11 protein-coding genes and 1 pseudogene are annotated in these 12,496 nt (G+C 61.8%); 3 read left to right on the forward strand and 9 right to left on the reverse strand.

The annotated features are described in order from the left end of the window. The 8 genes and pseudogenes from NP3_RS40545 to NP3_RS40580 form a co-directional block, all read right to left on the reverse strand. Positions 1 to 414 (reverse strand): annotated as a pseudogene (locus NP3_RS40545) (NAD(P)(+) transhydrogenase (Re/Si-specific) subunit alpha); the annotation flags it as partial. 138 nt (positions 415 to 552) lie between these two features. Further along, positions 553 to 1,404, reverse strand: coding sequence for an oxidoreductase (locus NP3_RS40550; protein WP_063047006.1), 852 nt, complete (start codon positions 1,402 to 1,404; stop codon positions 553 to 555). A gap of 84 nt (positions 1,405 to 1,488) precedes the next feature. After that, positions 1,489 to 2,880 carry a protoporphyrinogen/coproporphyrinogen oxidase gene (locus tag NP3_RS40555; RefSeq protein WP_169814666.1) on the reverse strand — a complete coding sequence of 464 codons (1,392 nt, stop codon included), beginning with the start codon at positions 2,878 to 2,880 and terminating at the stop codon, positions 1,489 to 1,491. A 221-nt stretch (positions 2,881 to 3,101) separates the two neighbouring features. Then, positions 3,102 to 3,524, reverse strand: coding sequence for a nuclear transport factor 2 family protein (locus NP3_RS40560; protein WP_063047007.1), 423 nt, complete (start codon positions 3,522 to 3,524; stop codon positions 3,102 to 3,104). A 2-nt stretch (positions 3,525 to 3,526) separates the two neighbouring features. Then, a complete protein-coding gene (locus tag NP3_RS40565) occupies positions 3,527 to 5,263 on the reverse strand; it encodes an FAD-binding protein (protein ID WP_063047008.1) in 1,737 nt (578 codons plus the stop codon). Between the two features lie 99 nt (positions 5,264 to 5,362). Continuing rightward, positions 5,363 to 6,355 (reverse strand): PDR/VanB family oxidoreductase, encoded by a 993-nt coding sequence (locus tag NP3_RS40570; RefSeq protein ID WP_063047009.1) that lies wholly within the window; start codon positions 6,353 to 6,355, stop codon positions 5,363 to 5,365. Positions 6,356 to 6,405: 50 nt separating this feature from the next. After that, positions 6,406 to 7,164, reverse strand: coding sequence for an SDR family NAD(P)-dependent oxidoreductase (locus NP3_RS40575; RefSeq protein WP_063047010.1), 759 nt, complete (start codon positions 7,162 to 7,164; stop codon positions 6,406 to 6,408). Positions 7,165 to 7,166: 2 nt separating this feature from the next. After that, positions 7,167 to 8,396 carry a cytochrome P450 gene (locus NP3_RS40580; protein ID WP_063825049.1) on the reverse strand — a complete coding sequence of 410 codons (1,230 nt, stop codon included), beginning with the start codon at positions 8,394 to 8,396 and terminating at the stop codon, positions 7,167 to 7,169. 438 nt (positions 8,397 to 8,834) lie between these two features. Here NP3_RS40580 and NP3_RS40585 point away from each other — a divergent pair, with 438 nt between their 5' ends. The 3 genes from NP3_RS40585 (at position 8,835) to NP3_RS40595 (ending at position 10,949) form a co-directional block, all read left to right on the forward strand. Further along, entirely contained in the window at positions 8,835 to 9,407 is a 573-nt protein-coding gene (locus NP3_RS40585; RefSeq protein WP_169814667.1) for a chromate resistance protein ChrB domain-containing protein, read from the forward strand. 30 nt (positions 9,408 to 9,437) lie between these two features. Further along, positions 9,438 to 10,187 carry a dienelactone hydrolase family protein gene (locus tag NP3_RS40590; protein ID WP_169814668.1) on the forward strand — a complete coding sequence of 250 codons (750 nt, stop codon included), beginning with the start codon at positions 9,438 to 9,440 and terminating at the stop codon, positions 10,185 to 10,187. A gap of 132 nt (positions 10,188 to 10,319) precedes the next feature. Next, positions 10,320 to 10,949, forward strand: a complete 630-nt coding sequence (locus NP3_RS40595; RefSeq protein ID WP_169814669.1) for an acyl-CoA-like ligand-binding transcription factor — start codon at positions 10,320 to 10,322, stop codon at positions 10,947 to 10,949. A gap of 96 nt (positions 10,950 to 11,045) precedes the next feature. On the opposite strand, the gene NP3_RS40600 is transcribed toward NP3_RS40595, so the two are convergent. After that, on the reverse strand, positions 11,046 to 12,461 hold the full coding sequence (locus NP3_RS40600) for an amidohydrolase family protein (protein ID WP_063047015.1): 1,416 nt from the start codon (positions 12,459 to 12,461) through the stop codon (positions 11,046 to 11,048). Positions 12,462 to 12,496: the final 35 nt, after the last annotated feature.

Below are 12,496 nucleotides of genomic sequence, written 5' to 3' on the forward strand. Positions count from 1 at the left end.
ATCCATCACCTGGGCCCGCGAAATACGCGGAATCGCCTCCACGGCAAACGCTTCCACACCGGCAGCCCGCAAGGCACCGATCTTGTTGTCCAGGCTTCGCGGCGCCAGAAACCCGATCAGGGTTTGCCCCACAACCATCTTCTCGATTTCCGAGTCATTGGGCGCAGCGACCTTCACGACTACCTCCGCCGACCACGGATCACCGATCGAAGCACCGGCGTCTACGTAGGCATGGTCTGGGATCATGGCTCCCAGACCAGCGCCTGACTCGACGATCACCTCCACGCACTGTTTCAGCAGGCTCGGAATGATCTTCGGCACCAACGCAACGCGCCGTTCGTCGGGGTCCGTCTCGCGAACAACGCCGACACGCGTCCGGCGTGATGCCGCGGCGCCCGCGTTCTGGGTCTCCACTGGTCACTCTTCCCTTACGTACTGATGACAGCCATCCCACTGATGGCCTACTGAATAACCAACCCGCCTGGTTGCTCGAGCTTCCACCGGCGCGGCGCGGCGATGCTCACTCCCCGCCGCCGACGGACATTGCCGGGCTCAGCCAAGATCCGCGAGATCGTCAGGGCTGAGGGTGATGGAGCGGGCGGCCATGTTCTCCTCCAGGTGAGCTAGCGACCCGGTACCGGGAATGGCCAGGGTGACCGGGGAAAATGCCAGAAGCCAGGCCAGCGCTACTTGCGACGCGGTGGCCTCATGACGGTCCGCGACCTTGGTCAAGTTGTCGTCGCGAAGCTCGTGGCGACCACCGCCCAGAGGGAAGAACGGAACAAAGGCAATGCCGTTGGCGGCGCAGGCATCCAAGACCTGCATCTCGTCCCGATGAGCGATATGGAAGTTGTTCTGCACGGCCGCTACCGGCGCGATCGTGCGAGCCTCGGCGAGATGCTCGGCATCCACGTTGCTGATGCCGAGATGCCGGATCAGCCCCTCTTCGCGCAATGCGGCCAACACCTCGAACCGCTCAGCGAGTGATTCGCCATGCGGGGCGCCCATCATGCCGATCCGCAGGTATACCAGATCAAGGCTGTCCACACCCAGCGCTGCAAGGTTTGCCTCGACTGCCGGACGCAGATCCGCAGCGGTCCCTTGGGCTGGGCCGTCGGAACCGAAGACCGGACCGACCTTGGTCGCAATAACCAAGCCGGCCGGATATGGATGCAGCGCCTCGCGAATCAGTGTGTTGGCGCGCACTTTGCCGTCGCTGCTTCGGTAGAAATCGGCGGTATCGATGTGGTCGACGCCGAGTTCGACGGCACGACGCAAAACACTGCGGCCGGTCTCGGGTTCGCGGGCGGCACCGTTGATGCCACTGTGAGCGGGCAGCCGCATCGCGCCGAAGCCGAGCCGACTGATGGGGATTTCACCGCCGAGGTGGAATTCGTTAGTCACAAGCTGACCTCCTAGATGCCCGCGACATCCAGGCCTCGGTGTGCGCAGGCGAACTGGGACTGACTCGCCGAGTAAGAATCCCTTTCACGCGCCCACCCGTAAGCGCTTGCTGAGCGCGGCGGCCGCCCGCTCGCCGGATTCGGCCGAAGTATTGGTGCCAGAGATGTCCAGATAGTCGCCGGCCAACTGAATGACATCGTCGGTATCCGTCAGCGACCGCAGCTCCGCAACCGTGCGGTAGAAACCTACATACCGCGCGTTGGTGGCGGTATCCCAACGGACGATCTCGGCGAATTCCAATTCTTGGGAGAATCCTGGAATGACCGCTTCCATATCGCGAACCATCTGATCCAGAACGTCACTTTCCGGCAGCCTAGCCGTCGATTTGGCAAAGCTGTCGACCCAGTGACCCGACACCACGGCTTTTCCACGCGGCACGGAGTTCGGCATCGCTCGGGAATCGACGTGCGTAACGCCCAAACCGATACCGGCGCAGCTCGGTACCACCACTACGGTGGGCACATCCGTGGGATCGCGCCGCAATCCGAAGATACCTTTCAGGACGCTACCGTACGGAATGGATTGGATCAGCTCCCGCGGCCGATCTGGAAGGTCCGGATAGAGTTTCACAACGTCGGCCCCATTGACGGCGATCACGCAGCCGCGGCTGTCGAGCGAATGTTCCCCCTCCGCGTCATGCCACACGATGCGGACGCCGGAATCGATACGACTCACCGATGAAACGGTAGCCGAGGTCCGGACATCGACCAGTGACGCAAGATGCCTGGCAAGGAAATCGATGCCATTCGGATATTCCATCGGCGGACCTTCGGCGAACTTTCCCAACGTCAGAAAGAAATCGACAACGGACATCGTGGATGGGTCCGACAAATAGATTCCGCGCAGCAGTGGGTCGATTAGGTAATCGTAGATCTCCCGATTGAGCCGCCGCTCGGCATACGATGTGACCAATTCGGTATCGTACCGGCCGGCCGCCTCGATGTCGTCGTGCCCCAAGCGCCGCTGCCACCGCAGCATATCGACCAGCAGGCGGCGCAGCAGCAGCTTGCTCCGCCACGACAACAAGTTCGTGCGGATTCCACCCAACGCGGCTGCGAGGCCTGCTCCGCCTAACGGCAATACCGTGCCATCACGGGGAATTCCAAAACTGAGCGGGACGTCCTTGAACGGATTACCGAGACCGGAATCGGCACACAGCCGCGTGAGTGCAGTGAAAGCCTTCGGAACCATGGCCGCTCCGCGGTTGAGCACATAGCCATCACGCTCGGCACTGGCCATTTTCCCGCCCACCTGATCGGCGGCTTCGAGAACGGTGACATTGCAGCCCTGCTGCCGGAGCCGGAAGGCCGCGGTCAACCCGGCGATACCTGCGCCGACCACCACGACGTCGGTGCGATTGTGGCGATCCTCCGGCTCAGATATCGCCTTCAGGCCATTACGACCCTTGTCCTTCATTGCCGGACTCCAATCCGATCAAGTCTTACTTCTGTTGAATCGCGGCGACGCCGAATAGTCTCGACGCCCATACATTCGCCCAGCAGGCAGATGTTCCACCACATCGGGGCAACCAACTCTCGGTTGTCGCCGAACTGCGGCACAGTCCAATTCATTGCACCGGCCGCAGTTCAGCGCCTCCCTCCGAAACCGACGAACAACGCGGGCCGCCTGCAGTTGGGTCACGAATTCGCGGTTGAACCTTCGACCGCGCGCTGCCCTGCGAGCACATCCATGTACTCGAAGTACTCCACGATCTTCCCGCCACGAGCACGCAGGAAGAACACATAGTTGCCCCGGTAGTTCGCGCCTCCGACCAGGGTGGCTTCGCTACCCGCCCGACCGACCGCGAGTTCCGGGTCATCGGTTTGATAGACCTCGAGGTCGGTGTAGCGGAACCGCTCGAACATCTGCCCGAGCATCGCCATCACCTTCGTGACTTCGTCCCGCCCCTCAGTGCGTGGCGGCATCCCAGGGGCAACAAACGGCACATGCAAAACGATGTCGTCAGCGAACAGTTCGGGCACAGCGACCAGTTCCTCCACGGCGTTCAGCCATATTCGAAGAAGCTGGGTGGGTTTCTTGTCTTCCGTGTCGGTCAGCATTCTCAGCGACCGGCTTTTTCCCTGCGAACGGGCGCTTTCGGTGCTTTCGCCCGCTCGATGAACTGTTCGGCCGCAATGTAACCGAAGGTGGACGACTGTCCGAGCGAGATACCACCACCCGGATACTTATCGCCCATGCAGCTCGCCGCAGCCGTACCGCATGCGTAGAGACCTTCGATCGGCGCGCCGTTCTCTCCGACCACCCGGGAGAACTCGTCGGTGAGCAGCCCACCGGCCATGCCGACATCTGTGGGGAACATCTTGGCCGCGTAGAACGGAGCTTTCTCGATCGGGCCGAGACAGGGGTTGGGCCCCTTGTGCGTCGGATCGCCGTAGGCACGGTCATATGCATTGTCGCCTCGACCGAAGTCTTCATCGACGCCATTGACGGCCATCTTGTTGAAGCGCTCGACCGTTCGGATGAGCCCATCCGGATCGACACCGCATTTGATGGCGAGTTCGCGCAGCGATCCCGCTTTGACCAGGTGCCCGCTCTTGAGCCATGCGCGCGGCGGCACCATCGGCGGATACTGACCGAGCGGCCACTTCCGGCGATGCTCGGCATCGATGATCAGGTACGCCGGGACCGCGGGAACTGTCTGTTGGCGGGCGTACTGCTCGTTTCCCAACGTCATGTAGGACTGTGCCTCGTTCGCGAAACGAGCTCCGCTGCGATCAACCAGGATCGAGCCAGGTACCACGCGTTCGGAGATGAAGATCTGGCACACGCCGTCTTTGTCCATCAGGCCCGGCAGGTAAAACGCCTTATCGAGGTTGGCGGTCGCGGCGCCCAGGGCAGTCGCGGCCAGAAACGCGTCGCCGGTGTCGCCTTCGTTGACCGCGGTCCAGTCGGTGCTCGCCGGATGCGGTCCGAACTTCTGGCGTAGTTCCAGGTTGCGGGAGAACCCACCAGAGGCGAGCAGTACTCCGTACCGTGCCCGGATCGCCACCCGGCCTGCGGGCTGATCGACGATTACGCCCGTGACGCGCCCATTTTCGGAGATCAGCTCGCGCATCGAACTGTTGAGCGCGATCCGCAAGTCGCGCCGCTGCGCGACCTTCAGCAAATGCCCGATGTACGACTGCCCCATGATCAGCGGCTTGACACCGGCGAGCCGCCACTTCAGCGTCCTGGCCGCGATCCCCAGTGCCTTGAACCTGGCCTCCCAGCTGACACCGGCGTTGAGGACCGAACGGAACTCCGGAATCGACGCCAGCACCATACCCGCGGTGATATCCGGGCGAGGCCGCGGAAGATCCTGCCACGCGCCGAGTTCCCGAGCGTCCAGCCACGGGGTACCGACGATCCGCTGAGTGTGCGAGCCGACTGCCTCGGGATGGTAGTCGGGATAGTCAGGGGTGATCGCCAGCGGAACCCCTTCGGAGAGCAGGAATTCCAACATCCTCGATCCGCCACGGACATACGCTTCTTGACGGGTGATGCTCGTCGCCGGGCCCTGATCGCCGACGACGTCCTGCAGGTAGCGGACACCGTCCTCCACGCTGTCCTTCACTCCGGCGCGGCGCATCAGCGGATTGTCCGGAACCCAGACCGCACCGTGCGAATAGGCGGTGGTGCCACCCGCGACGCCACTCTTCTCCAGGACGATGGGGTTCAGCCCGGCTGCCTTCGCCGCCAGACCAGCGATGAGCCCGCCACAGCCGGATCCCACCACGATCACATCGACTTCGTTCACGCCGTTCGGATCGAGCCCTTGAACAACACTGTCTCCGCTCACTTCGACTCCTTCGCCTTTACGCCAGCGCATTTATCTCTGACGTAAATAATTTTACACCAATGTTGAATATTAGAATGCCGCCTCGACCGAATGTCAAGGTCAGAGATCGAGGATCAGCTTCCGGCTCTTGCTGCCCGAGCAGCAGATCATCATGACCTCGTTCGAGATCCGCTCGTCGTCGGTCAAGACGACGTCGCGGTGATCGGGCTCGCCGCCCAGGACCCGCGTCTCGCAGGCGCCGCAGATGCCCTCGGTGCACGAAGACATACAGTCGATACCCGCGTTGCGCAGTGTTTCGAGAATGCTCGCGCCGGGCGGCACCATCAGCGTCTTACCGGAAGCCGCCAACTCCACTTCGAAACCACCTGCTTTGGCCGCTGCGGTGGCGTTGGTGAAATATTCGATATGTCGCTGATTCGACGGCAACGCCGCGGTGGCCGCCTCGAACGCCGTGAGCATCGGCCCTGGGCCGCAGCAATACATGTGCACACCGTCCGCGCCTGTGTCGGTCCACCGTTGTACGACGCCACGTAGGTCGAGCACGGAGCCGCTTTCGTCGTCGCAATGAAGCTGCAACCGTTCGGGCCGATCTCCGGCTAGATGCCGAAGATCGCTCGAGAATGCGGCATGCGCGTGTGATCGGACGGCGTAGTGCAGCGTCCAGTCATTTCCGATTGCCGTAAGTCGCCTGATCATGCTCAGCAGTGGGGTGATTCCGATCCCTCCTGCGATGAGGATGGTTCGGTCGGCATCGACAAGCGGAAAGTTGTTGCGCGGGTGCGATATCGAAACCACATCACCTGTTCGCAGATTGTCATGAATCCATGTCGACCCGCCGCGACTGTCGGGGCTCCGCGCGACACCGATGATGTATCGGTCTCGCTCGGCTTCGTCGCCGCACAGCGAATAGCTGCGGACCAGACCATTCGGCAGATGTAGGTCGATATGTGCTCCTGCGGTGAATGGCGGTAGTTCCGAGCCGTCTTCGGCGCATAGCTCGTAGGTCGCGATCTCCTGGGTTTCCCGGTGGACCCGCCGGACGCGGAGTAACGTCTCCGCCTCCGGCGCGAGCAGCGAAACCGTCGTGCCCATTTCTCCGTTCGTTTCCAAAGGTTTTGCCTCTGCTTACTGCCCAGTGCGGGCTAGAAGATCGTCCGCGCGCCGTCGATCGGGATCGTGGCGCCATGCACATAGGACGCCTGATCCGAGACCAGCCAGACGGCTGCGGAAGCGACTTCCTCGGGACGCGCCCAACGCTGTATCGGGGGCATATTGGCTGGGTCTTCGAGGGCTGGCATGCGCTCGATAGCGGCCAACATCATGGGCGTCAGCGTGCCGTCGGGCATCAATCCGTTCACCCGAACGCCCGATCCAGCGCAATCGATGGCAGCGGCCCGGACGAGACCGTTGACTCCGGACTTGGTCGCACAATATTCGGGACTGAATGGAAGGCCTCGCACGGCAGCGGTCGAGCTGATCGCAACGACCGCGCCACCACCGGCCTGCCGAATCGCGGGGATCTCGTATTTCAGGGACAGAAACATGCCGCGCAGGTTCACCAGGTAGGCACGTTCGAAGGCATCGAGATCGAGTTCGAACACGGGCTGACCCGCCGGCGGGACGCCGGCACAGTTGATGGCTCCGTCGAGTCGGCCGAATGTATCGACGGCAGCGGCAACGAGGTCCCGGACCGATTCCTCATCCGATACTTCGACCTCGACTGCGATCGCTTCCGCAACACCGTGACTATTCAGCTCAGCCGAGACCTTCTCGGCGCCCGCCAGATTGCGGTCGGCGACAACGACGCTGGCACCGTATTCACCGAGCTGGGTCGCCGCGGCCTCGCCGATTCCACTTGCACCGCCGGTTACCAGGATTACCTTTCCACGCAGCTCTTTCACGGCTATGCCTCCTGCCCCACTGGCCAGGTCAGCGGCAACGCGTTCACCGAGCCGCCCTGACCGCTACGGAAAGTGATGTCAGCGCCGGGCGCGACCGAGAACTCCGGGATCCGGGTGAGCCACTCCTCCAGCATTACCTGGACCTCTTTTCGGGCGAGATGACTGCCTGGGCAGTGGTGTTGACCAAACCCGAACGTCGCGTGGACAGCTCCGGTTCGCTTGAAGTCGACATCCATCGGGCACGCGTTCACGGTTTCATCGAGTCCGGCCAGCATGCTGGGCGCGATGATCATCTCGCCCTTCTTCAGCAGGGCACCGCCGAATTCGATGTCCTCGCGGACCTCGCGAGCCATGGTGACAATCGCGAAGCGGCGCAACAGCTCATCGACCGCGCCGTGAATGATCTCCGGCTCCTCCAGCAGCTGCCTGCGGTAGTCCGGGTTGTTCGCCATGAAAAGCATGGCGAAACTGACGAAATTGAGCACCGTATCGACACCCGCGATCAACACCTGGACACCGAGCGCAATAGCTTCGTCGTGGGTGATCTGCCGACCTTCGACAGTTTGGTTGATCATTCGGCTGATGAGATCGGTACCGTCTCTTCCGGTCCGCTGATCGACGTAGGGGCTGATGTACTCCTGCAGCGCCGCGAAAGCCGCCATCTGGTCCATGCCCTCGCCGACGTGGATGACCGCGTCCACCCAGGACTTCAGCTTCCCGAAGTCCTGGGCGGGGAGATCCACCAACGCGAGGAAGATACGGATGGGGTAGATCTCGGCAAATTCCTTCGTGAACTCGCACGAGCCTTGTTCGATGAACGACTCGATGAGTTCGATCGCGGTCTCGCGGATCTTCCCCTCGAGATCACGCACAACGGCCGGGGCAAGATTCTCATTCAGGAGCTTGCGATAAGGCCGGTGCCGCGGCGGATCAACCTGGACCGGGATGGTGTCCATCAGCTCACCGACCGCCTTCGGAACCAAGATCACCCGGCTCGAGAACCGCTTGTAGTCCGAAAAGACCTGCTGGACGAGTTCAGCGCGGGTGGCTATCCAATGCCCGCCATTGAACGGGGTCCAGACCACCTCCGGGCCACCCGTCCGCTGCAATGTCAGCCAGGACTCGTGAAAGCCCTTCTCCACATCCGGGGGGTTGTACATGTCGAACTCGACCATGCGCTCGGATGCGACATGGTCGGGGCGCTCGACCCTAATAGATTCGCCTGCTGACACGGCGACCTCCTTGTTCTTTTCGCAGAGCGACCAAACCTGCCCGGCACTTCTACCGACGCAGCTAGTGGCCGTCGTCACATCGTGTACGTAAAAAATTTAACGTCTACGTCAGCATTCGTCAAGCATTCAGCAGGACAGGCTCGACATGCGGGGCCGCGTAGCGCATTCCCGCGCACAACCAGCCCGAGCCGATAGAGCCTCATCTGCGAGATCGTCGGTGCCACAACTAAGCAACTTCGGCCGACACCCACCAACAGATCTGCCCACCAAGGCCAGAGAGCAGCAGCGCGCGCACCTCTACGCAAATTTGACATTATCGTGTATTTTCTGACTCCATAGAAGAACCTGGTTTACCGTACGAGCAGAGCCCTGCAGGGGCGCCTCTCTGCCATCAAGTTATCGCCGATATATCGAATACTGCTCTGGAAGGAGCCGTCATTGCGCTGGGCTACGCTCGCTCACGTTCACCTCGACCGCGTCGCCTCGCCTTGGCTCGTGCGCCGGTTCGTTGACCCCACAGCACAATTCGAGTTCGTGGAGTGGGGCCTGGACGGCCAGCTCCCTGACCCGGCCCGGCTCCGCGTACCCGAGGGTGCGACACCAATCGGCATGCCTGGTGTCGAACTGGGGCTGCACGACGAAAACGGGTCGTGTTTTCAGAAGGTGCTGCGCGCGTATGAACTCGACGATCCAGCACTGTGGCGAATGGAGCGAGTGATCGCGGCAGGCATCAGCCATGCCCTCGGCACCCCGCAGCGCCCAGACCAGACCGAAGACGAGCGTGTACTCGGCACGGCGCTGAACCTGCTCGGCTCCGGCCTCGGCGTTGCCTTCGACGACGTCGAGCACATCGAACACGCAATGCCGCTATACGACGGAATCTACGAACACTGCCGCATGCGCGAGTTGTCCGAGGACATCCTCACCGCTGCCCCGAAACTCCCGCCACTACGCGTCCCGTATCTACGTGCCGCGCTCCGGAAAACCCAAGCCACCAAACCTATTCGATGACGAGCCCGCCCACCGAGTATGAGGATCACCATGACTGACAAGCACATCGAGTCCGAGGATGTTCGACTCGGTTCACTCCGCATCCACGTAGCCCATCCTGTGCTGGCTTCGCGGTCGGGTGTGCTGCTCTATCCCACCATCATGGGAATCGACGACGCGATGCGTTCGTTTGCACAAGCATTTGCCGACGCTGGCATGTACGCGGTCGTATGGGATCCCTACAACGGCGAAGATGGCGTCGGCGACCCCATGCAGATGCTCGCCAAATCGAAGGAGGTCGAGGATCGCGCCGCAGTCCGCGACCTCGGACTGATCGTCGATCACATGCGGGACGAGCTCGGCCTCACCAGCATCGCCGGGATCGGGTGGTGCTTCGGTGGCCGCATCGCCATCGTGCATGGCGGCAGCGACGATCGTATCCAGGCAGTGAGTGCCTACAACCCGACGATCTGGTCACCGTCACTCCCACCGGTCGAGATAGCCGGACATCCCGTCAGCAGAGCAGACTTTCCCGGACAGACGCTGGACGAACTGGCACTCGCAGCTACGATCAACGGCCCGGTTCAGGTCTGCCATCCGGCACACGACTTCACGCCACCAGTCGTCTACCAAGAGCTGATGGACGTGCTCCGCACCCGATCGAATCCGACGATCTACGAGTTCTATCCCGGTGTCGATCACGGATTCTCCTACACACCAGGGCAGGCTAACGAGCAGGCGCACCGCTTCGCCTGGGCTACCACGCTGTCGATGTTCTCCCGGTGCCTCGAAGCCGCCTGATCCACGACGGATGAGAGCGGCGCGGGACCGCGCTACACCCCTGTCCGCTCCGCGGCGCGCCTGCCGTCACCGCACTTACCCTGCGGTGACGGCAGTTTCGCGGACGTCCTCTAGAAGGCTCGAGGTTCGGTGTTGCCCAGGAAAGGTTTTCGGGAGAGGAAGAAGAGGTCCACCCGGGGCCGGATTCAAGAATGTGGTTTAGGGCTGTTCGTAGCGCTGGGGTTCGACCAGACGACAATCGAACAAGTCGGCGTCGCCGCTGAGATCTCGACTCGCACTATCGGCAGGTACTTTTCGAGTAAAGAACAGATCGTCTTGGATGGCTTGGTCGATACTGCACTTGCGGACGCGATCGAGGACGCGCCCGCAGGGCTCGACCTCGTCTCGGCCATCCGCGTCGGGATCCGCGAGACGTACCGGGATCCGCAAGAGCAAATCCATTTGCGATTCATGCTGATCGTGCGGACGCCGAGTCTGCAGCACGCGATGTACGGCGCGATACACGAGGTGATCAAAATTCTCGCCACAGCCATCGCGCGGCGCAACAACCGTCCTGTCGACGATCTCGCAGTGGCCACTCTTGCGGGCGCGGTTGCCGGCGTGTCCCTTTCAGCATTTATTCAGGCGGTGGAACAAGGCGAAACCGACTTCGACGATTACTTATGTGAGGTCGATTGCCGACTGGCGCAACTCGACTGCTGGATCGGAGCCGCCGCTGCGACGGCGCTGCCCTCTTCGATCTCCCCCTTGTCGGATCGCTGAACACAGCGATGCCGTACATAACCGAGATAGCGTCGTATCGAATCCACCACGCGCCGTGCCCGCGCCAAGCTGTGCACTGGCGCGGGCACGGGCGAATCAGTGCTGTTCCTCCGCGAGATAGACGGCGTTATCCGGGGTGGGCGGCACCCAGCCCGGGGTGATGCCGCACCGCTCGAGCACGGCCGCCGCAGCATCGGTTGCCGAGGAATGCAACTGCGCCATATCGGCGTCTACCAGACGGCCATCCTTCTTGACCTGCCGACCGGCGATGAAGACATCGGAGACTACGGAACGACTCGCACTGTGGACGACACTGGCGACCGGATCGAGAACCGGAGTCATGGACACGTGCGCCGTGTTGATCATGACGAGATCGGCTTGCTTACCGGGCGCGATACTGCCGATCCTGTCCTCTTGCCCCAGCGCCCGAGCGCCCTCGATGGTCGCCATTCGTAGGACGTCACGGGTCGTGAGGTTCAGGTTCCACGGATTCCGGCCTTCGGACAATGCGACGTCGTTCGCCTGCGCGCGAGGTATCGCCAATGCGAACCGCATCGCGGTGAACTGATCACTACCGACCGCGATGCATGTATCGATCCCGATATTGGGCCACAGTCCATTAGCGAGCATTCGCCCGATCGGCGGCCAGCCGTGTCCCATGCCGCATTCGTCTTCCGGCGTAACCGATGCGGTCACCCCGAATTCCAGCATCAACTTGATATCGTCGTCAGTGAAGTAGTTGCAGTGGCCGAATGTCAGCTTATCGTTCAGCAGGCCGGCCTGATGCATGATCGCAACCGCCGAACGTCCCGGCATTACACCTTGCCCCAGGTGCATGTTCATCCGGATGCCCAATTCGCGAGCCAAAGCCATATCCTGGTCGACTGCGTCCATTGTCAGATGGTCCGGGCCCATTCCGGCCATACCGATGGTCAGCAGACTCGTGTCGGACGGGTACTTGTTTCGCAGCCGCCGGACCTCACTGGCATTTGCCGGAGTAGTGGCGATGAACGGCGGCGCCAGGCATGCCTGCAGGTCGATGATGTTGGCACCACTGCCGAAACAGGCCCGGATCCGCGCCGCCTCCAGCCCGGCAAGCAATGCATCCGTATGCTCCGGCGATGTCGACTGTTGGCACCAGTCGAATACCGCTGTAACACCCGAGTCGATGGAATCCAGGGCGCCCAGCCGATTGGCGAGAAACAGATCATCCGGCGTGAAATTCGGGCCCACGACACCAATGATTGATACCAGATATTCCATCAGCGACCAATTCGATCCCAGTCCGCGGAGAAGTATCTGGTACAAGTGCCGATGTGTGTCGATGAATCCCGGAATTACGATGTGGTTGGTTGCATCCACCACGCGTGCCGACCCTTCGGCGACGACTAGATCCGGGCCGACCGCGGTGATCCGATCACCATCGATGAGAATATCTGCCTTTTGGTCGGGTACACCCGGTTCCATCGTGATAACGGTGGCACCGCGAATGATTGTGCGCTCCTCGGCCATGTCTTGCGATCCTTCCTTTTAACGCATCATTGCGC

The sequence above is a fragment of the Nocardia pseudovaccinii NBRC 100343 genome, from assembly GCF_001613225.1.
GTDB lineage: Bacteria > Actinomycetota > Actinomycetes > Mycobacteriales > Mycobacteriaceae > Nocardia > Nocardia pseudovaccinii.